We start from the raw sequence: 24,103 nt of genomic DNA on the forward strand, positions 1-24,103 counted from the left end.
GAGATACTCATTCCTTAACAGTCTAATACGATTGGAGCTAGTAATTGAGCTTGATTAATGAATATATCTTTTCATTCAAAAAAGGTGTATACTATTAGACAATAGAATAACTAAAATGTTTTCTAGGGTTCCGCAACTATTTTGTTGGTCTGGTCCGAGAGAAAACTCACAGTCATGCTGTGTCACGGAAGGATAAAAGCCTGGGAGAAACTGTTCAACAGTTTTTTCCAGGCTTTTTTATTTTGCAGAAAAAATAACAGGAGGTGTTCTGTATATGAATACAGATTGGATCAAAGTAATCATTGCAGCTTTTTTTGAAATTGGTTGGGTTATTGGATTAAAGCATGCAAGCAACTTTTGGGAGTGGACAGGGACGGCTGTTTGTATCGTCGTTAGTTTTTATCTGATGATTATGGCAGGGAAAAAACTTCCTGTAGGAACAGTCTACGCCGTCTTTGTAGGACTAGGAACTGCTGGAACAGTATTTGCAGACATCATATTTTTTGGTGAATCGTTTAAAATAGCGAAAATTGTTTTGGTCATGGTTTTATTGGGTGGGGTTATTGGCTTGAAATTAGTGACGAAAAATCCTGTTCCAGAAGGAGATGAGTTGTAATGGCATGGGTTTCTTTAGTTGTTGCAGGTTTATTTGAAATGTTTGGTGTCGCCATGATCAATAAGTTGCACAAGGATCGAAACTGGCAGGCATTTGTTTTGTTGGTGGCGGGATTCGGAGCAAGTTTTCTATTCCTTTCTCATGCAATGAAAACATTACCTATGGGAACAGCCTACGCCATTTGGACAGGAATTGGGGCTTCGGGCGGTGCGATTTTAGGAATGGTTCTGTACGGTGAACCAAAAGATTCGAAAAGAATGTTTTTCATTGCACTGGTTCTAGGCGCAGCAATCGGATTAAAACTGATTTCATAAACCATCATTGGAAAGCCTATTTTGTAAGTAGGCTTTCCTTTTTCAAAACTCTAATTTTTCATCCAAGTTAATACGCGTATAATTTGAAATGGTTCTGTCCAAATGATTATGAAACTTAATAAAAAAAACGCAACCACTGATGAAAACTTTGCCGCACCCTTTTCTCCCCTAACCATTGCCCAAAAGCATAGAAACGATCCAACAATTAACGAACCAAACCCTAAGACCATAAGGAGCTCAAAGGATTCCTTAAAAATATATGAGAAACCAATTAACAGAACACCAATAATTGCAAATAGAGTTGACAAAACACTAAAACTTCTCATAGCGGTCCCTCCTCTCCACTCATTATACCGAATAATAATTTAATTCGGAAAGTTGATATAAGATATTGTAATTCTGGAGACGCACTCTATACGGAACAACTTAATAAAAAGCCTTTTTTGTTTTATCCAAAACAACTATACTCATAATAATTCCTAGAATCAAAAAGGCGAAGGAACCTATACTATATATGAACCGAATCTCATACGACTCAGCAAGAACACCAACTGCCGCAGTAAATAGAATGATTAATAATGCCTCTAATATGCCAAAGATACTTGAAAACCTACCCATGATATGGACCGATACATTATTTTGATAAAATGTTAAAAAACCAGTATTCCCAAATGATATTGCGAATGTTAATGTTAAAAATCCTATAGCTGCCCAAGTAAAATCTTGTGAGTATGCAAAGATCAAATAACCGATTGGTGTAAAAATTGCACCTACGCCGATAAGGATGTTCGTTTTTAAACGACCAGCGAATAAAGCGTTTGTTAATGAGCCTATTATAATTCCTATTCCCGCGATACTTACCAGAAATCCATAAGAACTTTCAGATAACAGGAGAACTTTTGTTGCGAATGCGGCTTCTAATGAATCTAACGCTGTCATAAATACTGTAATTCCACTAAAGAGAACATAAACCAATGTAATATGCATGTTTGATTTACTAAAACTTAGAATTTCTCTCCAATCATTCCTGATTACTTTAATGCTCACTTTTTCGGCTCTAACTGTTTCCTCGCTTAATTCTAAATTGGGAAGTAAAAAGATTACTATAGCCGACATACATAATGCTAGAGAATTCAGCTGAATAGCAAGATATGGAGAACCTATAATAAACAAAAAACCTGCAATGGAAGGTCCTAGTATAAACCCGCTTGAATTAATAAAATTTCTAAGCGCATTAAATCTTTGTCGATCTGTCTTCGGTATAAGCTTCGTCATATAAACCATAGATGCAGGCTCAAAAATAGAACTCGCAATATTGATGATAAAAACCAATAGATAGATGAAAAACAGTGAATCCATAAATGGGAGTAGGAATATAAAAACTGCTCTGATTAAGTCGAGAAAAATCATTAAATTCCTTTTATTTAACCTGTCAATAAAACTCCCCGCCCAAAAATTTGTACACAAAGCAGCAAAGGGTATTAGGATATAAAGAACGGATACTGCCAATGGGGAACCTGTCATATCTAATACAATCAGGTTCAGAGCAATTAAATAAATCCAGGCACCCAGATTGGATACGCCAATACCTAACAGCAGTAATAAGGGGTTTTTCCACTTACTAGATTTCAACATCTTATCCACTCCTAAATTCATTGTTTATAGACAGTAAAAAAGAATCCCACCCCCAAGTCATTAGACTTGAGGACGAGACTCCCTGAATTTAGAAGTTCGCGGTGCCACCCCAGTTTGTTCTTGTGTTGCCACAAAAACCTTTTCAAGTACGCCTACTGTGTAATGTAGGATATACTCTATCTCGATAACGGGAGAAACCGGCACATAATCAATATCATGAAGACAATATCCTATGGCAGCTCTGAGGCTTGGTTCCATGTACTTGTACATCCTCCTTCGCAGCTAACGGAGTTCTCTGTCATGCTTAAGCACATATACTCTTCTCTTCATCGCTTTTTAATTAATATATATGTTACCACAATTCAAAAGTATTTAAAATAAGGATGATTTTTATAGTATCTTAGTCAAAGCACCTATCTTGCTTCAGAAAGACGCCCTTTAATTGAAAAAATCGCTGAATTATTTTTTGTTTTTAAAAAGTGGCTTATCAAAGTTCGATACGCCACTTTCGTACATATTGTATTAGTTTGATAAAGCGATTTTAATATGAGCTAAGTGGTGCTCTTCGTGCCATGCTAACTTTGCCACTTTTGCAGCAACTGTTATTTTACCATCTATCTGATGAATAAACGCACGATCCAATTGCTCTTCAGTTAAATTATTTCCTAAAAATACGATACGCTCATTTATACCTTCTAGCATTTGAGTAGAACTTTCTACAGGAAGCCTTGTATCCGGTTGAACAGCCCATTTTTCTTCGTCAAAGGCTACTACTGTTGGATTCTCATCTGTTAAGGCCAGCTTCAAACGTTGATACATATTCAACTGAGAATCTGCAATGTGATGAACCAGTTGACGAACTGTCCAGCTCCCGTCACGATAGGTTCTGCTCAATTCTTCATCACTTAATGAAGCGACAGTTCCCCTTAATCGAATCGTGAAAGTTTCGATTTCCTTTAGCCATCCTTGAATATTTTCTAATGTCACATTTTCAGGAACTTGTAATCTCCCAATTGGATATCTCACATCCATTTTCATTCCCCTCTCCCTAGTCGTTATTTCTTTTACCTATTTATTATTACATAGTTTATTTTTTAATACCCCATTTAGTAATTGCATACATAATTTCTTTTGGGTTAGGGTCGTGTTCTACATATCCTCCATAACGGGAAACTAGAACACCATAGCTGAAATCTTGACCAATAATCCATATATCATCATAGTTTATACAGTTCCATAAAACGCTAAAATTCCTTACTATCCATTTTCCATCAACCAGAAATATTGGACTATCATCTATCCCACCTAAAAATAAATAGACTTTTTTCTCTGCAATAGCACACCCTTGAACATACTCCATAACCTCTTGTTCCCAACTAAATTCCTTTCTGAAATCGCTATAAGTAAGCGCAAAATCATTTTTATGCAAATCAAAGTTCCATTTTTCATGAACTTTTTCTAGTATTTTTTCTAATTCCGGAGAAGTGATTAATTCGCTTTTCTCAATAACAACAGACATATCTGGAGGCAGAAGTTTCATTAATTCTACCCTTAGACTTTTTTGTTTGTTGATTCTTAGCTTCTGTTTTAAGAGCATTTTTCGTTCATTCATATTCCTGCCCCCATTAACGACATAAGTATTTATGCTTTTTGTGGCTAAAAAAATTGCTTTCCAACTACCTTTTTTATTCAATGATCTCGCCTGAATAAACTCTCAGTTTTTCCTTGGCAATTACCGTTGCACTGTTTAAGTTGTCGGTGAGTGAAAAGCCAGTAGATTTTTGTATCCAAGTGTCCCATTCACTATCCCACAAATAAACATCTATCTCTAATAGCCCGTCTCGTGAACGTTTATTAATTTCAACTTTATACGCCTTACTTGGAGCGTATATTTCTTTAAGAAGTTCATGCATGACTCCAAATTCTCCTATAAATATGTATTCCTTGTTCAACTAGTGCATCTGTTTGTTGAAAACTTGTTCACCTATAAATCTTGAGATAAACGAACCATATCTCTGCATTGAATACCATTTTCAAAGATTTTCTCAGAATAATGCCTAACGAAAAAGTCCATATCTACACCCATTATTCTAAACCCGCATTTTTGATAAAGAGCCAGTTGCCCAATGCTTGAATTTCCTGTTCCTATTTCAATGGTTTTGTAGCCTTTTGTCTTAGCTATCTTTATTGCATCCAACACCAACCGTTTGCCAATCCCTCTACCTTGTTGACTTTCAATAACCGCAACATTCACTAGCTCGACTGTCTCAGGTCTTGTTGGAAGTAATACATAGGCTCCAATCGTCTGCTGTTCCATCTCAGCGATAAAACATTCTCCCCTAGTGACATACTCTTCAATAATTTTTCTTGAAGGATCAGCCAATAACAATAATTCCATTGGAGTTTTTTCGCCTTCATTAAGTTTCCTAATAACCATTTTCACGTCTTCCAATTCCCTTCATATTTCTTATATGTTGTTCTGCAATATGCTCTGACTGACTAAAACTGTGATCCAGAACGCACTTAATAGCGGCATACTTCCAGTAATTAATTTTTATGATTATTTCTAAAGTTAAACAATTCATTGCCCGACAAGACAATGAATACAACATAGAAAATAAACGCGACTCCGCTCGTAGCCACGTAAAAATACCACGCTCCTAACAATAACAGCTTTGTCATGATACAGCTGATGAGTACTGTTAGCCCCGCTCCTAACACATTTTTGATCGCTGTGGAGGGTGAAAACTTGTAAATTACTTGGTAAAACAAAAATCCAATAGCAGCACTCATTACCACTGTAAACACGAACACAGAGAAAATGGTTAGATAGGCCAACATAAAAAAACCCTCCCTATAAATTCAAATGACTCTCTAAAAAAAGAAGAGCATACTGAACTATTCAATTAGCGTTCTCGTATAGTTACTCTTCTCAAAGATACCTACGAACTTTTTTTCGATATCGATTGTATCCATCACCATAAATTTCTTTCAAAGAACCTTCTTCACGGAGAACCTGACGATTAATAAACCAAAACCCGACAATTAGATACAGCAACAATATCCAATTTGGGATGACTAAAAATATTCCTGACAAGATAAACAAAAATGCCGAATAAATCGGATTTCTGCTGATGGAAAATACACCTGATGTGATAAGCTCTCCTGGATGATCCTTATCTATTCCTACACGAAAGCTTTTGCCAAAAGCAATTAAACTAAGCAAAAATAGGATAAGTCCAATTATACAAAATGCAATACCTATCCAACTTATAATTTTGTTGTTAAATAAAAAACTTCCTAGTATTGGGAGGTCAAGAACAGATGTCACTATAATATAAAAATACAATAGAACAAATGGAATTACGATATAATCCTTTTTATCCAACTCCCCAAACTTCATAGCTTCGATTCCTTTTTTCCGCAAGATCGCAACGCGGGCAAGAACCATAATAATAACTAAGATAAGTGTGGTTATCGCAAAATATCCCATTAAGATCACCTCCAAATTTTAATACCATAAATCGTTTGCTGCAATTTTTTAAAATTGAACCGGCATAAATTTCTCTTCCAATATTTCTGGTTTTAGTATAGGTACACTCGAATTCCCCTTATATTTCTTTCATCTACTTGCATCGGGAGCTGTTCTTCCACTTTCAGCATTTCACCCAATACTTCTAGGTTATTATAATGAATTCCCCTTACCATTACAGTATAATCAGATTATTAAGACTAATATTCTGTTAGGAGGTAAAATTAGTGCATTTAACATACAAGCTTTTAATTTTCTTGACTCTAGTTCTTCTAGTTGCCGGGTGTTCTCAAAAAGAGGAAAGTATATTGAAACTGCCTGAAGACATACCCGACTTTGTAAAAGAAACGGATTTTGACAGTATCGATTGGGATCATAAAGCAGTTCGTCTTTCGGATCACATGATTGGGAATGAAAATAAATCTGGAGTCATTGGCATTGATATGCCAAGCCTGCAAACTCAAAAATGGATGTGGCATTTGTGGGGATTAGAAAACCCAGTAAATAAAAAATTTACAGTGATCGGTTATCATAGAGAAACGGGAACGGTCCATCAGGTTTTAACATCTGGCTGGACAATCGGGCTTTCGGGAGAAAACAATGGAGCGGATGCACATACCCCCTCCAATGTACAAATACCAGAGGCGGGAGAATGGGCATTCCTGCAATATATTGAAGGCGAATTATTCGATACGTTGGTTTATAAGATTACTGAATAATGTGCAACGACATCTCAGATTTCAGCCCTAAACAAGCTGTTCAAAAAGTCGGAGTCATGGTTGCACCTGAACTAACACTAAATCCGTATCTTCAATTGCATGCAGGCTATGCTTTTCAAGCGGTGCCATGTGCAGAATGTTTTCAGGTGTCACCTCAACCGGCTTCCCTTCCACCGTAAATCGTACCTTGCCTTTACGTACAATAATAATTGCTTCGTTTTTTGAATCGTGTTCAGCAATTTCCTCGCCTGCTTTTAGCTGGATGTTCGTCAATGTGGCATTGTCCACTCCAACTACTTTTCCCATGTGCTTTTCTTTGTCATTCAGCTGATTCTTCGTGTCAATCAGTTTCATTTTCTTTCGCTCCTTTCAAAAATTCATTCGCAATCAACTCAAATGATTTCAGCTTATCATAAAAGTCATAAGTTATTGTGACAAGCATGATTTCTTCGGCTTGAAAGTCATCCGCCAGCCGTTCGAGTTGCTTGCGAACAGTTTCTGGAGTACCTACGCTCATACGCTCGCGATTGAGCTGTACGAGTTCCCATTCGAGTGGACTGTATTCATACTCAGCCGCCTGCTCAGGTGTTGGAGTTCCCTCAACCGGCATTCCTTGCTGTTGCATGATCAGCAATAAATCCAATGAAGACGCCACGCGATTCGCCTCTTCCTCTGTTTCAGCACAAATACAGAAAACCGCCAAGGCTTGTTCCGGTTGCTGATAATAATCGGAGGCTTGAAAGTTAGTGCGGTAGTGTTTTGCAGCTTCCACGCCACCCTCACTATTAATGAATTGTGCAAAAACATACGGCAAACCTTTTTCTGCCGCTAAACTTGCTGACCCCTCATTCGTACCAAGCATCCATACCGGCGGTGCACTCTGCGTAATCGGAGTCGCTTTTAACCCTTCATATTTATGGTCTTCAGGCAATGCATCATGTAAATACATCAGCAATTCCTCCACTTGATCTGGAAATTGTTCTCTGTTTTGATACTGTCCTTTGTTTAAGGCATATGTCGCTCGCGGCATTCCGCCCGGTGCCCTGCCCATTCCGGCGTCAATTCGTCCGGGAAACAGCGCTTCGAGCACTTTAAAGTTTTCTGCCACCTTATAAGGGGAATAGTGAGGTAGCATGACACCGCCAGACCCGATGCGGATAGTGGAAGTGATAGTGGCCAAATGTGCCATTAAGATTTCAGGAGATGAACCTGCCAATGTGGATGCATCATGATGTTCTGACACCCAAAAACGAGTATATCCCCACTCCTCCGCTTTTAACGCTAGCTCGGCTGTCTGCTGGAGAGCTTCGTGAGCGTTTTGCCCGTCTGAAATAGGCGATTGATCCAAGTTACTTAATTTGACCTTCAAGACAAGTCCTCCTCTCTTGTTGCATATAGTTTACAAGAAGTCTCAGCATAACTCACTACTCTAGCTCATTATAATTTTTAACGGAGGTTGCCTATGCCAACAATTCATTCTGTCAGTACCGTTTATCCGCCAGTTGAAATCAAGCAAGAAGAAGCCATGTCGTTTGCCCGTTCTTTGTTTTCGGATTCATTTAAAAACATTGATCGTTTACTTCAAGTGTTTCAAAATGGAGAGATTAATACACGGCAAGTATGCATGCCGATTGAATGGTATGCTGAACCGCATGATTTTGAAACTCGAAATAATGTCTATATCAAACACGCCGTAGAGCTTGGTAAGACAGCGGTGGAACAATGTCTCAATAATACAGCCACACTTGCGCGTCCGGTAAATTTTGCTGAGATTGATGCAATCTTCTTCATTTCAAGCAGCGGTCTGGCTACGCCAAGTATCGATGCGCGTCTTATTAATCAATTGCCGTTTCGTCATGATATCAAACGTATTCCGATTTGGGGACTTGGTTGTGCAGGCGGTGCTTCGGGCATGAGCCGCGCATCTGATTATTGCAACGCATACCCCGAATCAAATGTACTCGTCCTGGCGATTGAACTATGCAGTTTGACGTTCCAGCGTGACGATGTATCAAAAAGCAATTTAGTGGGTGTGTCTTTATTTTCTGACGGTGTTGCTTGTGCACTCGTTTCAGGAGAACAGTCGACAGTGAAAAGTATACGTCCGATGCCTGCCATCCGCGCGACTTCCTCTCGCTTCATGCCGGACTCAGAGGACGTCATGGGGTGGGATATCAAAAATGATGGCCTTCATGTTGTGTTTTCGAAAAGCATCCCGACCATCATCAAGAGCTGGCTTGGACCGGTCGTCCACCGGTTTGTCGAAGAACAAGAGCTGTCAATGTCCGACATTAATCATTTCGTCGCACATCCAGGGGGCAAGAAAGTGCTGGACGCTTATCAGGCCGCGCTTCATTTGGATACCAATGAAACCGCTACTTCGAAAAAAGTCTTGCAGCACCACGGCAATATGTCGTCTCCTACTGTGCTGTATGTGCTGAAAGAATTTATTGAACAACAGCCGGCTGTGGGAGAACGTGGGTTGATGGCTGCTCTCGGTCCTGGCTTCTGCGGAGAGCTTCTGTTGCTGGAGTGGCAGTAAGATGAGCGGTTTATTCTTGATTGTCTTCATTATCGTGGTCATCCAGCGATTGGTGGAGCTCGCTGTAGCAAAGCGCAATGAACGGTGGATGCTCGGCCAAGGCGCGATTGAGGTTGGTTCGGCACATTATAAGTGGATGGTGCTGATGCATACTGCATTTTTCGTCTCATTGCTTGCGGAAGTACTCATTTTTAATCGACCTTTGCCGGCTTTCTGGAGCATCCTGCTGGCAATTTTTCTGCTGATGCAAGTACTGCGTGTTTGGTGTCTTTCATCGCTAGGCAAGTTTTGGAATACAAAGATCCTCATCTTGCCAGGGGCGAACGTTCAGAAAAAAGGGCCTTACCGCTGGATCCGTCATCCGAATTATGTAATTGTGACTTCGGAATTGATCGTCTTGCCCTTATTGTTCAATGCGTATGTTACCGCTGGATTATTCTTTATTCTAAATCTGTGGATGCTGTCGGTCCGAATTCCTGCGGAGGAAAGAGCACTGCGGGAGCTTACGGATTATAATGAGGTGTTTTAATTCGAAAGGATGATGTCCGGTAAATACGGGAGTTTTTGTTTCATCCAGTCGGTTGGTAAACAGAGAAAAGGTGTGGCGCAGGGCTGGATTGGTGCGGTTCAGAAGCTGATTGGTTCGGTTCTGAAGGTGTTTGGTTCGTTTCGGAGATAGTTTGGTTCGGATGGAGAGTTGATTGGTGCGTTTCTGAATCTGATTGGTGTGGCTACCGCATACTTTGGCTCGTTTCGCTGCTTTACTTACCGATCGTGCAAAAAAGACTGTTACTGAAAGCCGTTTTGGACTTTCAGGACAGTCTGTGTTTTGATATTTATTTATCCAATTCGATTTTAAAAACTTCTATTGCATCGATTTTGTCATTTCCCGGAACCGTCGTACTGATATAGGCTTTGCTTGAATCATCGCTCCAATAACCCGTCTCCGAAATCACGGCAAATAATTCTGCATTTTGCATAAGCAGCGCAGGCTTTGTTAGTTTGCCTTCTACAAACTCCGCTACATAGACATTGGTTTTATATTCTTTGCCAACTTGCACCGGCGTATCAAATAAAATTTTACTCTTATCCGGCGATAGTTTATAAAACGGCACCCAGATGCCTTCTTTATCCTCTCCACCCGCTACAAGCTGTGTCACATCTCCTGTTGATAGATTCAGCGTATAAATACCCGATTTGCCTTTGTATTCATCATTGAAAATGATCGTCTGCTCATCTAAAAACTGAAAGCGGGCCATTGAATTTACCCCTTCCAAAGATGAAAGTTTTTTCACATCTCCATTATCCAATAAATGATACAAGCCATATCCTTCTTTTAAAGAATTACCTGCAATATATATTCCTTCCTCGCTCGATTGAAATGAATTGATTGCTATACCGTCACTATTGAAAATTTCATAAATATCCCAACTGAACTTTTGACCAGTCTCCAATACTGTCTTTTCCACTGTAAAATTTTCACCCGTATGTTTCACTTGAATGACCGACGAACCCTTAACATCTCCAAAGTACGTACTCCATTCCTCCGTAGCATTGCCAATAAATTTTTTCGTGCCGTTTTGGAAATCATGTACGTAAAATTTTTCATTTATATGTGAAATTGCTCGCTGTTCGTCATCCGATATAGAGGTGAACGGTGTTCCCATCACCTTTTCCTCTTTTTTGCTCTCTACATCATACTTATACATTGCGTTGTGTTGATTGAAATACAGCTGATTCCCTTTAAAACCTGTGTAATCCGCTGTAATTTCAATGGGAAACGTAGCTTCATGCGTGATGAGTAGATGGTTCTCATCCAACGCACTTTCAAGTTTTACATTGTCACTTAACGTGACAGTCTTTGGCGCCGCTTCTCCGGAAAGTGAACAGCCTGCTGCCAGCATACTGCTTAACGTGAGTACCGCAATTCCATGCCATTTTCTTTTCATTTTCATAACCTCCTGTTAGTAGCGTACAGATTGATCATAAGTAAATGTTGTTGCCAACCATGCTTTACTTGTTGCCGACATGTTTCTGTTGAGGTATTTTTATTTTGATTTCAGCCTGTCCATTTTTCTCTTCAAACTGAATCGTTCCGTGATGACGTGCCGTAATATCCGCACATATGAATAATCCTAAGCCTGAACTGCCTTCCGATTTACTGTGCACAAATGGTTCGAATATATTGTCGGCAATGGCCGGAGGGATAGGCACGCATGGATTGGTCACCATGATTTCTTGGTCTACGGTGATTTCAATAACGCACCCTGATATTCCATGCAGGATGGCATTATCAATTACATTAATAAAGAGCTGCTGGATTTCATTCGGATTGCCCTCCACTATATAAGGACGGCCCTGTAGGTGAATCTTCATGTCGCGTGGAGCTGCCATCATTTGCAGGTCTTCACAGACAGATTGCAGAATCGGATACACATCTACAGTTTCATGAATGGAAGCGGGCACATGCGATTGGTATTTTGACAGTGCTAGTAATTGAGTGACCATTTCATTTAGACGTTCGCTCTCTTTTCTTATTTTCAAAGAAGCTTTTTGTAGAAATTCTATGTCGTCAAATGCTCTTTCACCTATTATTTGGGCATAGCCTGAAATGGTTGTCAGCGGTGTTTTCAGTTCATGGGTAATATTATGGAAGAAAGTTGTGCGTTTTTCTTCGAGCACTACCACTTTGTCTTTCTCCTGTTCAATCGTTTGAATATGCTGCTGAATTTGCAATTGCATCTGCTGGAAATTCTGAGCCAGTTCACCTATTTCATCGGATGCCTTGTTTGCAGAAATTGGCTGATAGTCGCCTGTTGTCATCCTTTTCGTTGCACTTGTCACTTCTTTAACTCTTTGGATGAATTGATTAACTAATAACAATGAAATTAAATAGACGCCGCAAAACAAAAGTATGGTAAGCAAGGTGAATGCCCGAAGCAGGCTTTTATTATGTAAAAAAACATCCGTGTAATCTGCTGTAAAACGAACGACTCCATAGAGCGTATCATTCAGATAAAGCGGGTAAGCGAAATAGAGAAGTGTCCCCTCCCGCAGAGGTTGAATGGTATAAGAAGATTTATTTTGAAAAGCTTGTTTTAACTCCTCGCTGCTGTTCTCCCCTACACTTGCTTGATAGCGTTGTTGTTCCATCAGAATTGGGTGATCGATTGGCACAGCTTCATATAAAAACCGCCCTTCGCTATCAAACAGAGCTACACTTTGGTTATTCAATTTACTTAACTCATTCGCAAGTCTATCACTGTGTTCAACGATGAAATTTCCGTCTTGCGGATGCAGCTGTTCAAATTGCTTTATAAATTGAGTCGACGAATATTGCAGAGAGGTCACAGCTTCTTCGAGATTGGTCATCGTATATTTTTCAAGTATTTTCGCCATGATTTGATTGCTCAGAACAGCTGCAAAGAAAAACAAGATGAAAAAAACAATGAAGAATTTCTTCCGGATCGTTAGTTTCATTGCTCAATATCCTCTCATTCTATAACCTACACCGAATACCGTCTCGATGAGTGATGAATCAAGCTTCTTACGAATTCGTTGAACATGTACGTCCACTGTTCGCAGTCCGCCTTCATAATCCATTTCCCAGACAGTGTCGAGAATTTCTTCTCTTGAAAATACTTGATTCCGATGTTGAGCGAATAATAGTAAGAGTTCATATTCCTTCGGCTTTAATGTGACCAATTGTCTATCCTTGAAAACGGCGTGGGCACGTGGCTCAATATGGATACTCTCATTGACGTGAATCAATCGATATGGCGTCTGGTTGCGTCGAAGTAACACATTCACACGCGCAAGAACTTCCCGAATATCGAATGGCTTCGTCATATAATCTTCTGCCCCGAGTTCGAGCCCTACAACTTTGTCTACGATATCATCGCGCGCCGTCAGCATGAGAATCGGGGAATTTGTCATGACCGTAATCTTTTTGCAAAGCTCAAAGCCCGTCGTATCGGGCAGCATGATATCTAAAATAATAAGATCGATCTCTATCCCTTGAAGAAATTCTAACGCCTTCACTCCTGAAGATGCACCAATGACTCGAAACCCTGCTTTCCGTAAAGCATACGATAGTATATCGTAGATCGATTCTTCATCTTCTATAATTAAGATCGTCTTTTGTACATGTTCCATTTTCATCTTCTCCTACTTCTAAGCTATATCCAGTATAGCGTGAACTTGTTGCTAAGTTGTTGCTTGGTTAAATAAAGAGCCCGTTGAGCCGATATGCTTCTCCTTCAAACACCCAAAATTCGTTTACACAATTACAATTTTAAGGATAATGATAGCTTTTGACAGGAAACCAGAGAGTATTGTTCTAGCAGATAAATTCAAACTATCATATTTCCATTTAACACATTTAGGTATTATACATGATTAGACAAAAACAACTGAAGATGAATTGGCATACTGTTAAGAATATGTAAACTTTCATCAATCGGACTAGCCAGACAGTATTAACAGTGTTATATTCTCAATAACGGTTACCGATATTGACTTTCGTTATTAATGACAGGAGGTGAGAATTTGGAAAACGACAAAGTGTTACGCAAGCTTTTTCTTGGTTTTATTCACATACATATTTTGCATCACGCAAAAGAACATCCCGTTTTTGGTGTGTGGATGCTAGAAGAACTTAGAGAACACGGCTATACCATCAGCCCAGGTACTCTTTATCCAATATTACATTCCATGGAATCAGACGGTCTTCTAATGAAGGAGGAACGTAAAGTGGAGGGGAAAATAAGAAAATATTATACGATAACTGAAAAAGGAGATCTAATACTGATTGAGGCGAGGAAAAAGGCATACGAACTCTTTAAAGAAATCAATGACTAATAAAAGGAGTTACTAATGAATCAAACGAATCCGCGTAGGAAAATTACATCACTTTTAGAAATATTTTTAGTTTCATTAAGACTCGGTTTTACATCTTTTGGGGGACCAATCGCTCATTTGGGGTACTTTCATGAGGAATATGTACGTCGAAGAAAATGGATGGATGAAAAAAGTTATGCTGATTTAGTTGCGTTAGCTCAATTCCTGCCAGGACCGGCGAGCAGCCAAGTAGGAATAGGCATAGGAGTTATGAGAGCAGGAGTTTTAGGAGGGATTATTTCTTTTTTAGGATTTACACTCCCCTCAGTTGTTGCTTTAATACTATTTGCTTTGCTACTCAAAGAATTTGATATCGGAACTGCCGGTTGGATTCATGGATTAAAAATTGTAGCGGTAGCTGTCGTTGCCCATGCCATAATGGGCATGTCAAAAAACTTAACTCCTGATATCAAAAGAAAAGCCATTGCTTTATTCGCTCTAGTCGGTACACTGGTTTGGCAAACAGCTTTCACTCAAATAGGCGTTATATTACTAGCTGCACTCCTTGGGTTTCTTCTTTACAAACAACCTGAAGAATCCGAAGAAACAAGCTCGCCATTCCCAATCGCTAAAAGAATTTCAGTGATTTTTCTAGCACTGTTTTTCAGTTTGCTTTTTCTATTGCCGATCCTGCGAGAAATAACTGGTTCCTATTGGGTAGCTATGTTTGATAGCTTTTATCGAGCCGGCTCATTAGTTTTTGGTGGCGGGCATGTTGTTTTACCTTTATTAGAACAAGAATTTGTACCTACCGGATGGTTAAGTGAGGCATCTTTCTTAGCTGGTTATGGAGCAACACAAGCAGTACCCGGTCCTCTATTCACCTTCGCTGCCTATTTAGGCACTGTTATGAATGGTTGGCTCGGCGGATTGGTCGCAACGGGCGCGATCTTCTTACCAGCTTTCCTTCTGATCCTTGGTGCATTGCCTTTTTGGGATAGTTTACGGAACAACCCTAAAATTAAAGGCGCAATATTGGGCGTGAATGCAGCAGTAGTCGGAATCTTAATCTCCGCCTTTTATTTTCCGATTTGGACAAGTTCCATCTTAGCACCTGTGGATTTTGCCTTAGCCTCAATTTTGTTTAGTATGCTCGCCTACTGGAAACTTCCTCCCTGGATTATTGTAGTTTCCGGGGCTGTAGGCGGATCGCTGTTGGCAATGTTTCAATAAATATGTAAAGCACCACTCAATAAATTTGAGTGGTGTTCACTGGTTGATTAAATCCCTTGCCTCACAATCCGAACATTTTAAATTATGCTTCCTAGCCTACAATGTGCTAGGTGATCGATGTTTTCCCTGTTATCCTTTGCCTAATATTTCTTTGGTGAATTTTCAGTTACCAGAAAGTTCGCTTTCCGTAACCCATTTATGGTTTGTCACTCTCTCGTCGCCTGAAGTCGGATTGTAATCAACCATGTATACAGTTGTGTGTTCAGCTGACTCAATCTCCGCCACTGCACCTTCCATTCCTTGCATATGATCGGCCAGTAAGGTAGCCCCACTTCCTTTTTCTAAAGTCTTATCGTCTGCATCTTTTAATTCTTCCTGGATTACCCATTTATGATTCTCCATCCGCTTTTCTCCTGTAGTCGGTGTATATGAAACGGAATAAGCCACGGTGTCATATGCACCTACTATTTTAAATAAATACGCGACGTCTGCTTCTACCAGCCATTTCGGCAATCTACCATTTTCGGTTGTTGCGCAACTCAGTGAACCGCCATCAAATTCCTCTATTTAATTAACACTATCTTCGCTTTCGCCTATATCAACTGTTTTATCAAGATTATCTTTATCACTACAACCGACAACAAAGACAACCCTCATAAACAAAATCATAAATCATCTTGCCCCTGAGCTACATATTTTACACTAGATTGTTTTACTAAAATGAATCCGTATATACTTCTTCCTTTTTTGGGTCATTCGCATTTAATTTCGCTTGCTTTGTTTTAACAAAATCAATAGTACGTGGACTTTCTGAAGTTAACGCACTTGCTGGTATTCCAATAGCTCCAACACTAATAATAATTACAGTTGCCGTCACCAAAATAAACTTTTTCATTGGTTTCACTTCTAATAACATCATTAATCGCTTTTTAAGCGATAATTTTGTTTCCAAATAAAAAAGCACTATAAAAAACAGGAGTTTCAAGTGAATCTTCTAACATGTTTAAAATTGTTTCACCGTATCTCTTTCTTTCAGCATAAGACATTTCAGATACAACTTCTTCTTCACAAGATAATTCGCTTCATATGTGAATCTCCTTACATAGAATATGAACGAATAGATTAAATCAGTGTAAAGAACTTACTATTAACATAAACAATTTTATCCATACATCTTTTCGTTTAAAATGAATCAACTCATGATGAAGCACCATGTTTAATTCAACAGTAGGTATTTTCCTAGTCGATAATAGAATCGTTGGATTGAGTAACCCAATGAGGGCTGGACTTGCTATTTAATCATTGTACACAAGTTTTAAATACGTCTTACTCTTAGCTTTTCTTTATGGCTATCCAACAACTGATAAGCATCATTAACGACTACTATTGAGATATTATTTTTTAAATTTTCCATAATAATATACATTCCAGCCACCAAAAATGATGGCTCCAACTCCTCAAATACTTAAGTATACCAACACCCATTCAAAAGAAATATATTGTTCAGGAATTATTTCTCTCCAATAGCCTGTCTGTATAGCAGTAATAGTGCTATTCTGTTCTGTTGAAAGAAAAGAGAGCCCTCGTACAATCAGCCAAACAGGTACAAGAAAGAAGATTTAGAACAAAAATACACTCCACAACAGTGCTTCCCACAACAGATAATACGATAAGATTTTCAAATAACTCGCTCACATTATGCATCTATTTCTCTGAAAACCATTGTTTTAAATCTTTGATATCTTCTTTCGAAATATCCTCACCGTCATAAAGTGTAGATAAGAAGTTACTCACAGAACCTTGATACAATACGACGAGTAGGCTTTGAGCTCTCCATCTTTTGTACTCTTCGAGAGATAGACAGGGAAGTAAGTATTTGCACGGACCTTGTTTATTGGCTAATAACAGCCCCTTGTCAACCAATCTTGAGAAAAAAGTAGCGATTGTCAATCCTTTCCAATTCCTACCCTAATTTTGAGAAAAAATCTCTAACAATTAATTGGATTGTCCGGGACCGCCTATCTCCCATATCACTTGCATCAACTCCATTTCTGTATCCGATAACTTTTGAAACTCCTTCATCGTGTACACTTAGCAAATTATTATGTGAGTCCACACTTTTGACTACTACAATGTTGTAGTAGTCAAATGTTTTATTTTTTCTTTTCGAATTCTTTAAATGCACTTTTCAATGGTAAGCGACAAAGAAAAACTGACCTTTGCTATCATATAGAGCTACGCTTTGCGCGTTCAATTTGCTCAGTTCATTCGCAATCGCATCATACTCTTCCATAAAAAGTTTTCGTCTTGCGAATGTAGCTGTTTAAATTGCCTCATCAAATCACCAAGTCTAAAACCGAAGAAATTTGTATTACCTCACCTAATTTTAGCCACACTAATGAATAAAAGAGAATAAAGGGTGAAATTATGGTAATTAGAATTGTTACAACTCTCGTACTGATCTTTTATTCTATCTTTGGTCTGTATTGGTGGGGGTTGAAAACACCCGTAGCTAGATACCTATCATTAACATTTATCAAAAGAGAATATTGCTGTCTTGATTGAAAAGCTGCTGAGGAAGCAATAAGTTACTAATATTGTGACTCTTACCTAAAATTCAGAATCAAAAATTCTTTTCTTCACTGTTTTTGAGTAAAGTAATAACTAATTTCTGTGATCTAATTATGCTAACCGGATAGTTCAAAACGAGAAGGAAAACATCGAGAAAATACTCATAAAAAAATGCAAATAGGGAACTTTATGAATGCACCGAAAAGGAGGTTTTTGAATGCGGCACTGGTTTCTATTGCCGATTTATTTAATCATGCTGTCCTTATTTTTTTTCGTCGTTGTTTCAGCTCAAGAACAACCAACCCAGGAAAAATTATTGGAAGAACGAATGAACTACTATTTAAAATTCGAGAACGAATTTGTCCCTTGGTACTATTTAGCTGCTGTAGACCAGTTTGAACGCAACATCCAACAAGTACGTAATGATATTCCAAATAAGGAAGGAATCATTGCTCTCCAATTTACCAAAGACTATTGGATGGGTGAGCTTAATCCAAATAAGGAAGATACATCACCGTTGTCTATTGCACTTTTCGCAGGAAAAGGATTGGACGGAAATGGGGACGGTTACGCTGATCTGGATGATGATGAGGATGTGCTCTTTACGATGGCTACTTTTTTAAGTGGATACGGAAGTGCTGAAGAGGAATTTTCTTTGGCTTTATGGGATTACTATAAGCGTGAAGAAACCGTCAATCAAATTATTACCATTGCGAATCTTTATAAACACTTTGAAACGTTGGATTTGGATGAGCACGCCTTTCCTATTCCCATCAAGCACAATTATAGTTTTCAAGGTACTTGGGGAGCTAACAGAGGATGGGGCGGTCGAAGAATACACGAAGGAACCGATTTGTTTGCCTCCTATGGAGTTCCTGTCCAGTCAACATCTTACGGAATTATTGAAACATTGGGATGGAATGAATACGGAGGATGGAGAATAGGTATTCGTGATATCCATAATACGTACCATTATTTTGCTCATTTAGCTTATTTTAATGAAGGTCTTAAAGAAGGTAACATTGTTGAACCTAGAACTACTATCGGCTATGTCGGCAATTCTGGATATGGAAAGAAAGGTACTTCAGGTAAATTTCCTCCTCATCTTCACTACGGTATGTATAAAGATAATGGACGGACGGAGTGGGCTTTCGATCCATACCCCTCCCTTAGACTTTGGGAAAGACAAGACAGGAATACTGACCGTTAGTAAGTTTGTGGGAAGGCAATTCATAGGTACGAATCGTTAAAAGAGAATGAAGGAGTTCCTCCACGCTCTTTCTTACATTCTCCAAAGGATTTGAAATGTTCCAATTCCCTCAGGATCTATTCCACACCGACCTATCCTTGCCAAAACAGCGCCGCTACCATCATCGATTTCATTAACGATGATGCTAGCGGCGCTTAATTTTGATACAGAGATTTTTTCAGTGTCCTCTACCCAAAAGGTGCGGTTTTTTATAATTTGGGCTTACTTTGAAGAAGTTCCGCTATTTACTGTTCATACTAACCCTGATTATCTCTTCTAGCGATATACTCATCATACGCAGCTTGCACCTTATCAGATTTCCGTGAAACCCAAGGGCTAATTTGATTCAGCAAATATAAAACCTAAAGCAAACAGCCTGTCATGATAACAAAAGTAAGAAGACCATCTTTTATTGGATTAATCAAAGCAAAATATATCCGAGCAATGTTGCAAAAAAATAGATAGAGCGTAAGCCCCCAATCTGTATTAAGCAATAGTCTCTTACCTGCTTCGTCAATGTTATACGGCCAAGGCGAGAAAAGTGTCACATGCTCCCATGTGCGGACATTCGCTGAGACTGTACCTTTTTTTAATACAAAGAATGGTACCCCTCTTTCTTTTAGATGCGCTTGCCGCCGCTAAACCGATTGGTCCCGCACCAATGATAGCTATCGGTAGATCAGGCTCGCAACAACCCGTGTTTGGGTCACAGCAAGTTGATGGAGGAGTCATAGGGCATTTATCCGAAGCATCCCCGCAAAGCGTAACAACTAAATCCGCATTGTTAAGAACCTTAGAATCTATGGTGTTTGATGTTTGATTTGAGATATCAATCCCAATCTCTTTCATTGTAATTATTGCTTTAGGGTTTACTCCATGTGCTTCAATACCAGCACTAAGTACATTCCATTCCTGACCGAGAATTTTCTTCCCTCAGCCTATTTTCACACCTTTTTGAGAAAGCACATGTAGCTACAAGAAAGTTGCCAGTGAACCGATTGGCGTAATTTTAGGTCCGAGATCAGATCAGATCCGATCACATTTGCATAGATAAGAGCTTCACGAATGGCAACTGTTGTTAGACAAATTTTGGGGCTGCCAGATAACAAAAACTAACGTTATTGCAAAGATTGCTATCGCAATACTAGTTGTAACCAATCAATTTTCCTCCCTAGCCACATGAAATACGTAAACCTTGTTTTTCCAAGTCGTTAATCGATTCATCCTGTCCCGGCAATTGGTCTAGAATACTTTTAATCAGCAGGTAATCCTCATGCTCAGAATTGATCGAATAAAAGATCCATTGTCCTCTCCGCTCTTCCCTTACCAGCTCAATATCTCTCAACTTACGCAGATGTTGGCTAATAGCTGGCTGGCTCATCTTAAAAATCTCCACGAACTCACAGACACAACATTCATGAGAGGAAAGTAATTTCATCATCGTCAAACGTGTCTTATCACCTAGTAATTTTAAAAGTTGTGAGGCGCGCTGTAAATCGACAGTTTCTTTTGTCTTCATTTTATAACCTCCTTAAAAAAGTATATAATGATATACTTATATGATCAACAAAGAATATAAAAAATCCCGACTTCGATATAAATATTATCGTCATCGGGATTCATTTATATTATTGAACACAATTTTTATTTTGCTGAAATTTACTCACATGCCCTGCCATCATTATTCCGATCCAAATGAGAAGCGTATGCAGGGTGTCCTTTTTTGACGCCGTCAGGATATTGTTTTCGCAGTTCCGTGCAGTTTGGGAATATTCCCTTTTTTCCACTTACTGGCTGTTTGGCTGTCTCATTGGCCGGATGCTTATCGCTATCAAAACCACGATCTGTCGCATAATCCTCTAACGTCCAAATTCCAACACCAGACTTTTTAGCGTGTTGCTCTGCTTTCTCAAATCCATCCAAATAACGTGTATTTGGCGGATACACATAAGCTACTCTCGCCAATCCTTCTTTCAATAGTTGCTCCTGCACGCTTTTTCCGTCTATGTATATATACGCCAGCAATCTGCCGTATTTATCGTATTTTTCACCGATATCAAACTCAATCTCTAGCTTCCCTTTTTGCAACAGCTCTTGATTGCGCACTTTCGCTTCTTGGCCAAACGGCTGCTTGCCCAGTCGAGGATGGTTTGTTTCAGGTGTGTCGATCAATAGATAACGCACATTCTGCTCTTTGCCTTCATACATGATTTTTATTGTATCACCATCAATCGTCTTGACCAATTCGACTGGAATCAAGCCATCGCGGCTCGGTTCTTTTTTTTCTTCCATTAATTCAGGAAAATAGACAGCCGCGATCGCGACTACTACGGCAATCAGAAAAGAGCCGACCCATTTTTTTCCCGTATTCTTTTTCTTTGTACTCATTTAATTAAAATCCTCTTTTCTACAAACTAAATCCAATATAGGCCAAGCCGACTCCCAACCCGAATGTCAGCACAGTATAGGCCGCTGAACGCCCTATTCGGCCTTCTTTCCAATACGTCCAAATTTCTTTCATTAAGGTGGAGTATGTCGTCAACGCTCCCGCCACGCCTGTCGCCCAAAACAACGTCCACTGCAATGGCAGCTCCATGCCGACAATCCAACCAATGAAAAAGCTGCCTATGCTGTTAACGAGTAACGTCCCAAATGGCAAGACGCTTCCGTTCAGTCGGTTTGATACTTCAAATCGCAAAATTGCTCCAAGAAACCCGCCAAAGCCAACCGCCACTATATGCCATATCATTCAGCTCACCTTCCTTGCCAATGTAAATCCGAAAGCCGCCATGGTAAGACCTCCGAATAAACTACAGAAGACATATGCACCTGCAATTACCATCAAACCGTCCTTCAGCAACTGGATTGTCTCTAAGCTAACGGCAGAAAACGTTGTGAAGGCGCCTAGGAATCCAACCGTGAGAACCGTAACTGCAAGAGGAGAAAGATGCCCGCCAAGCCTTGCTCGTTCCACTAGAATACACAGCAACAATGTCCCGACCATATTTACAGCAAACGTGGCAACAGGAAAAGCACCATTGACGATCCATAACTGACCGACCAGTAAGCGGGTTACCGCACCGATTGCCCCTGCAATTCCTATGTATAGTCGCACTCTCATTTATTCACGTCCTCCAGCTAAGTTTCATTTCATTCAATTACATAGCCTAATGAACGAAGCACATTTTTCATGAAGGACCGCATATATACGTAAACTTCTTCACGCTCAGGCTCTTGCATGACGTCGTGGTACAGATCTTTCCATCTCTTATCCTGCAGTTCGGATAAATTTTGTGCTTGTGCCCATTTGCGAGAGTAATCGGGATCCGTTATTTCATCCGCTTCTCCCGTCAGCAGCAGAAATGGGACATCCTGTATCACCGAGTCCTTCTGCATGACATTCTTCAATAGAATTTGCAATTCTCGATACCAGCTTGCTGTAATGACCGAAGTATACAATGCATCGTCTTTGTATTGCTCTAGAAATTCAGCATTACGCGATAGCAAAGCCGGCGTGATTTCATGGTTTAGCTTCATCGATTGAGATAATTTCGTTAACATCTGTGCCAGCAACGGCGGTTGATGTTCCAAATGCAGCCAAGGCGAGGAACAAATAATACCCGCGCATTCCACCTGTTCCATCTGCATTATTCGAAGAAGGCATGTCGCACCTAATCCATGTCCATATAAAAACAGCGGTAAGTTGTCGTCGAGCCCTGTCATAACCAATTGTTTAATAAATCGACGATATTCTTTAAATGTTTCCGAATGAACGGTCAAGCCTTCTTTTCCATGACCAGGCAAATCTCCTGTCACGACATGGAAGCCATCATTCCTCAATCGCTGAATGAGCCAAACATACCGACGATGATGTTCATATGCATTATGGACAATTACTACTACAGCTTTCGGCTGGCCTTCCGCTTCCCACTTCCACATGGCCATCACTCCTCATTTAGCTTTATTATTTTATGGAATGCCCTTCTTTTGTATCGGAAAAACCAAATCTTTGTTAGGATAAATTATACATGATTTTTTGGAAAAGAGGAGATTTCATTGATTTATCCATACGAAGGAAAAATACCTGAGATCGATCCATCTGTATATATTGCAGATTATGTAACCATTTCAGGTGATGTCACGATCGGTCCCGAATCATCCATTTGGTTCAATACGGTTATTCGCGGCGATGTGTCCCCGACAATTATCGGCCGAAAAGTGAACATCCAAGATTTTTGCTGTCTGCATCAAAGTCCGAAATTCCCGCTTATTTTAGAGGATGAGGTGACGATTGGACATAAAGTGATGCTACACAGCTGCACGATCAAAAAAGGAGCACTGGTTGGGATGGGCGCAACGATTCTGGATGGAGCTGAAATCGGGGAAGGCGCATTTATCGGAGCGGGCAGCTTGGTGACCCCTGGCAAGAAAATTCCGCCTAACACCTTAGCGCTCGGTTCTCCGGCTCGAGTCGTTCGTGATTTGACCGACGAAGACCGTGCCGACATGACGCGTATCGTGAACGAATACGCACGTAAAGGACAATTGTATAAAGTGCTGCAAGACGAATAAGCACTAGCACCCATTCTTTTGTGGAATGGGTGCTTATTTTGGTATCTTATTCAGTTTCATTTGATCTCTCGTCTACTTTTGGATTCTATCTTCTTTAATATAACTTACTACTAATCGCACTATGATATAAAGATACACCTGGATAACTACATTTGTCTCTGTTCTTTAAAATCATTACTTATAGCATAATTTGGTCCTACAAGTACTAAGTTTGGTTAATGATTATTTCACTCGGCTCTGATTTTCTTAAGTAACTATTCGAAATTCATTAGTTTCCGAGC

The 24,103-nt window shown here is 39.6% G+C and carries 31 protein-coding genes, 4 pseudogenes and 1 riboswitch; of the genes and pseudogenes, 10 read left to right on the plus strand and 25 right to left on the minus strand.

The annotated features are described in order from the left end of the window. Positions 1 to 111 precede the first annotated feature (111 nt). Positions 112 to 209: riboswitch (guanidine-I (ykkC/yxkD leader) on the plus strand. A 65-nt stretch (positions 210 to 274) separates the two neighbouring features. From MKY93_RS13460 to MKY93_RS13470, 3 genes are all read left to right on the plus strand, one after another. Further along, positions 275 to 616 carry a DMT family transporter gene (locus tag MKY93_RS13460; RefSeq protein WP_009497920.1) on the plus strand — a complete coding sequence of 114 codons (342 nt, stop codon included), beginning with the start codon at positions 275 to 277 and terminating at the stop codon, positions 614 to 616. Further along, positions 616 to 930 (plus strand): DMT family transporter, encoded by a 315-nt coding sequence (locus tag MKY93_RS13465; protein WP_340759501.1) that lies wholly within the window; start codon positions 616 to 618, stop codon positions 928 to 930. Before MKY93_RS13460 ends, MKY93_RS13465 begins: the two co-directional genes overlap by 1 nt. A gap of 108 nt (positions 931 to 1,038) precedes the next feature. Continuing rightward, positions 1,039 to 1,299 carry a hypothetical protein gene (locus MKY93_RS13470; RefSeq protein WP_340759503.1) on the plus strand — a complete coding sequence of 87 codons (261 nt, stop codon included), beginning with the start codon at positions 1,039 to 1,041 and terminating at the stop codon, positions 1,297 to 1,299. Between the two features lie 57 nt (positions 1,300 to 1,356). Here MKY93_RS13470 and MKY93_RS13475 read toward each other — a convergent pair whose 3' ends face one another. From MKY93_RS13475 to MKY93_RS13505, 8 genes are all read right to left on the minus strand, one after another. Continuing rightward, positions 1,357 to 2,574 (minus strand): MFS transporter, encoded by a 1,218-nt coding sequence (locus tag MKY93_RS13475; protein ID WP_040759677.1) that lies wholly within the window; start codon positions 2,572 to 2,574, stop codon positions 1,357 to 1,359. A gap of 51 nt (positions 2,575 to 2,625) precedes the next feature. Beyond that, the gene (locus MKY93_RS20445; protein WP_040759380.1) at positions 2,626 to 2,823 is read right to left on the minus strand and encodes a hypothetical protein; all 198 of its coding nucleotides are present in this window, start codon (positions 2,821 to 2,823) and stop codon (positions 2,626 to 2,628) included. 264 nt (positions 2,824 to 3,087) lie between these two features. Beyond that, positions 3,088 to 3,597 carry a YfiT family bacillithiol transferase gene (locus MKY93_RS13480; RefSeq protein WP_340759506.1) on the minus strand — a complete coding sequence of 170 codons (510 nt, stop codon included), beginning with the start codon at positions 3,595 to 3,597 and terminating at the stop codon, positions 3,088 to 3,090. A gap of 55 nt (positions 3,598 to 3,652) precedes the next feature. Continuing rightward, positions 3,653 to 4,177 carry a hypothetical protein gene (locus tag MKY93_RS13485; protein ID WP_078818243.1) on the minus strand — a complete coding sequence of 175 codons (525 nt, stop codon included), beginning with the start codon at positions 4,175 to 4,177 and terminating at the stop codon, positions 3,653 to 3,655. A 73-nt stretch (positions 4,178 to 4,250) separates the two neighbouring features. Next, positions 4,251 to 4,478 carry a hypothetical protein gene (locus MKY93_RS13490; RefSeq protein WP_040759382.1) on the minus strand — a complete coding sequence of 76 codons (228 nt, stop codon included), beginning with the start codon at positions 4,476 to 4,478 and terminating at the stop codon, positions 4,251 to 4,253. Positions 4,479 to 4,549: 71 nt separating this feature from the next. Continuing rightward, a complete protein-coding gene (locus MKY93_RS13495; protein ID WP_340760934.1) occupies positions 4,550 to 5,002 on the minus strand; it encodes a GNAT family N-acetyltransferase in 453 nt (150 codons plus the stop codon). A gap of 110 nt (positions 5,003 to 5,112) precedes the next feature. Continuing rightward, positions 5,113 to 5,406, minus strand: a complete 294-nt coding sequence (locus tag MKY93_RS13500) for a hypothetical protein (protein WP_340759509.1) — start codon at positions 5,404 to 5,406, stop codon at positions 5,113 to 5,115. Between the two features lie 91 nt (positions 5,407 to 5,497). Beyond that, complete coding sequence (locus MKY93_RS13505; RefSeq protein ID WP_221835234.1) at positions 5,498 to 6,058, minus strand: methyltransferase family protein; 561 nt, start codon at positions 6,056 to 6,058, stop codon at positions 5,498 to 5,500. A gap of 266 nt (positions 6,059 to 6,324) precedes the next feature. Between MKY93_RS13505 and MKY93_RS13510 the strand changes: the two genes are divergently transcribed. Further along, the gene (locus tag MKY93_RS13510) at positions 6,325 to 6,816 is read left to right on the plus strand and encodes a hypothetical protein (RefSeq protein WP_221835235.1); all 492 of its coding nucleotides are present in this window, start codon (positions 6,325 to 6,327) and stop codon (positions 6,814 to 6,816) included. A 54-nt stretch (positions 6,817 to 6,870) separates the two neighbouring features. On the opposite strand, the gene MKY93_RS13515 is transcribed toward MKY93_RS13510, so the two are convergent. Next, positions 6,871 to 7,170, minus strand: coding sequence for a cupin domain-containing protein (locus MKY93_RS13515; protein ID WP_221835236.1), 300 nt, complete (start codon positions 7,168 to 7,170; stop codon positions 6,871 to 6,873). After that, positions 7,157 to 8,185 (minus strand): LLM class flavin-dependent oxidoreductase, encoded by a 1,029-nt coding sequence (locus MKY93_RS13520; protein WP_340759514.1) that lies wholly within the window; start codon positions 8,183 to 8,185, stop codon positions 7,157 to 7,159. The genes MKY93_RS13515 and MKY93_RS13520 overlap by 14 nt, the downstream gene beginning before the upstream one ends. A 93-nt stretch (positions 8,186 to 8,278) precedes the next feature. Here MKY93_RS13520 and MKY93_RS13525 point away from each other — a divergent pair, with 93 nt between their 5' ends. Then, the gene (locus MKY93_RS13525) at positions 8,279 to 9,358 is read left to right on the plus strand and encodes a type III polyketide synthase (RefSeq protein ID WP_340759517.1); all 1,080 of its coding nucleotides are present in this window, start codon (positions 8,279 to 8,281) and stop codon (positions 9,356 to 9,358) included. A gap of 1 nt (position 9,359) precedes the next feature. After that, entirely contained in the window at positions 9,360 to 9,887 is a 528-nt protein-coding gene (locus tag MKY93_RS13530; protein WP_340759519.1) for an isoprenylcysteine carboxyl methyltransferase family protein, read from the plus strand. A 307-nt stretch (positions 9,888 to 10,194) separates the two neighbouring features. Here the strand turns inward: MKY93_RS13530 and MKY93_RS13535 are convergent, their stop codons facing one another. The 3 genes from MKY93_RS13535 to MKY93_RS13545 all read right to left on the minus strand — a co-directional run bounded on the left by MKY93_RS13535 (position 10,195) and on the right by MKY93_RS13545 (position 13,513). Further along, a complete protein-coding gene (locus MKY93_RS13535) occupies positions 10,195 to 11,307 on the minus strand; it encodes a TolB family protein (protein WP_340759520.1) in 1,113 nt (370 codons plus the stop codon). Between the two features lie 64 nt (positions 11,308 to 11,371). After that, positions 11,372 to 12,838, minus strand: a complete 1,467-nt coding sequence (locus MKY93_RS13540; protein ID WP_340759521.1) for a HAMP domain-containing sensor histidine kinase — start codon at positions 12,836 to 12,838, stop codon at positions 11,372 to 11,374. A gap of 3 nt (positions 12,839 to 12,841) precedes the next feature. Then, complete coding sequence (locus MKY93_RS13545) at positions 12,842 to 13,513, minus strand: response regulator transcription factor (protein ID WP_340759523.1); 672 nt, start codon at positions 13,511 to 13,513, stop codon at positions 12,842 to 12,844. Between the two features lie 375 nt (positions 13,514 to 13,888). Here MKY93_RS13545 and MKY93_RS13550 point away from each other — a divergent pair, with 375 nt between their 5' ends. Both MKY93_RS13550 and MKY93_RS13555 read left to right on the plus strand, forming a co-directional pair. Continuing rightward, the gene (locus MKY93_RS13550) at positions 13,889 to 14,218 is read left to right on the plus strand and encodes a PadR family transcriptional regulator (protein ID WP_078818210.1); all 330 of its coding nucleotides are present in this window, start codon (positions 13,889 to 13,891) and stop codon (positions 14,216 to 14,218) included. A gap of 15 nt (positions 14,219 to 14,233) precedes the next feature. Continuing rightward, positions 14,234 to 15,430: a chromate transporter gene (locus MKY93_RS13555; protein WP_078818211.1), complete on the plus strand. Its 1,197-nt coding sequence runs from the start codon at positions 14,234 to 14,236 to the stop codon at positions 15,428 to 15,430. Positions 15,431 to 15,592: 162 nt separating this feature from the next. On the opposite strand, the pseudogene MKY93_RS13560 reads toward MKY93_RS13555, so the two are convergent. The 5 genes and pseudogenes from MKY93_RS13560 to MKY93_RS13575 all read right to left on the minus strand — a co-directional run. After that, a pseudogene (locus MKY93_RS13560) lies at positions 15,593 to 15,898 on the minus strand (DUF1541 domain-containing protein); the annotation flags it as partial. Positions 15,899 to 16,145: 247 nt separating this feature from the next. Beyond that, a complete protein-coding gene (locus MKY93_RS13565) occupies positions 16,146 to 16,349 on the minus strand; it encodes a hypothetical protein (protein WP_340759528.1) in 204 nt (67 codons plus the stop codon). Between the two features lie 208 nt (positions 16,350 to 16,557). After that, positions 16,558 to 16,725, minus strand: coding sequence for a M56 family metallopeptidase (locus tag MKY93_RS20450; RefSeq protein ID WP_445683509.1), 168 nt, complete (start codon positions 16,723 to 16,725; stop codon positions 16,558 to 16,560). 20 nt (positions 16,726 to 16,745) lie between these two features. After that, the gene (locus MKY93_RS13570) at positions 16,746 to 16,883 is read right to left on the minus strand and encodes a hypothetical protein (RefSeq protein ID WP_340759530.1); all 138 of its coding nucleotides are present in this window, start codon (positions 16,881 to 16,883) and stop codon (positions 16,746 to 16,748) included. A 251-nt stretch (positions 16,884 to 17,134) separates the two neighbouring features. After that, positions 17,135 to 17,383 (minus strand): annotated as a pseudogene (locus tag MKY93_RS13575) (BlaI/MecI/CopY family transcriptional regulator); the annotation flags it as partial. Between the two features lie 835 nt (positions 17,384 to 18,218). On the opposite strand from MKY93_RS13575, the gene MKY93_RS13580 reads away from it, so the two are divergent. Then, complete coding sequence (locus tag MKY93_RS13580; RefSeq protein WP_340759532.1) at positions 18,219 to 19,211, plus strand: M23 family metallopeptidase; 993 nt, start codon at positions 18,219 to 18,221, stop codon at positions 19,209 to 19,211. A gap of 759 nt (positions 19,212 to 19,970) precedes the next feature. On the opposite strand, the pseudogene MKY93_RS13590 reads toward MKY93_RS13580, so the two are convergent. From MKY93_RS13590 to MKY93_RS13620, 7 genes and pseudogenes are all read right to left on the minus strand, one after another. After that, positions 19,971 to 20,180 (minus strand): annotated as a pseudogene (locus MKY93_RS13590) (arsenate reductase/protein-tyrosine-phosphatase family protein); the annotation flags it as partial. A 45-nt stretch (positions 20,181 to 20,225) separates the two neighbouring features. Beyond that, positions 20,226 to 20,317 (minus strand): annotated as a pseudogene (locus tag MKY93_RS13595) (ArsB/NhaD family transporter); the annotation flags it as partial. Positions 20,318 to 20,421: 104 nt separating this feature from the next. After that, entirely contained in the window at positions 20,422 to 20,769 is a 348-nt protein-coding gene (locus MKY93_RS13600; RefSeq protein WP_340759534.1) for an ArsR/SmtB family transcription factor, read from the minus strand. 140 nt (positions 20,770 to 20,909) lie between these two features. After that, on the minus strand, positions 20,910 to 21,638 hold the full coding sequence (locus tag MKY93_RS13605) for a thermonuclease family protein (protein ID WP_340759535.1): 729 nt from the start codon (positions 21,636 to 21,638) through the stop codon (positions 20,910 to 20,912). A 19-nt stretch (positions 21,639 to 21,657) separates the two neighbouring features. Next, on the minus strand, positions 21,658 to 21,999 hold the full coding sequence (locus MKY93_RS13610) for a fluoride efflux transporter FluC (protein ID WP_078818225.1): 342 nt from the start codon (positions 21,997 to 21,999) through the stop codon (positions 21,658 to 21,660). Next, the gene (locus MKY93_RS13615) at positions 22,000 to 22,371 is read right to left on the minus strand and encodes a fluoride efflux transporter FluC (RefSeq protein WP_340759537.1); all 372 of its coding nucleotides are present in this window, start codon (positions 22,369 to 22,371) and stop codon (positions 22,000 to 22,002) included. Between the two features lie 29 nt (positions 22,372 to 22,400). After that, on the minus strand, positions 22,401 to 23,189 hold the full coding sequence (locus MKY93_RS13620; RefSeq protein ID WP_245799521.1) for an alpha/beta fold hydrolase: 789 nt from the start codon (positions 23,187 to 23,189) through the stop codon (positions 22,401 to 22,403). Between the two features lie 117 nt (positions 23,190 to 23,306). On the opposite strand from MKY93_RS13620, the gene MKY93_RS13625 reads away from it, so the two are divergent. After that, positions 23,307 to 23,822 (plus strand): gamma carbonic anhydrase, encoded by a 516-nt coding sequence (locus tag MKY93_RS13625; RefSeq protein ID WP_009497963.1) that lies wholly within the window; start codon positions 23,307 to 23,309, stop codon positions 23,820 to 23,822. The last annotated feature ends 281 nt before the right edge of the window (positions 23,823 to 24,103 follow it).

This window comes from Sporosarcina sp. FSL W7-1283, assembly GCF_038003105.1.
In the GTDB taxonomy this organism is placed as follows: domain Bacteria; phylum Bacillota; class Bacilli; order Bacillales_A; family Planococcaceae; genus Sporosarcina; species Sporosarcina newyorkensis.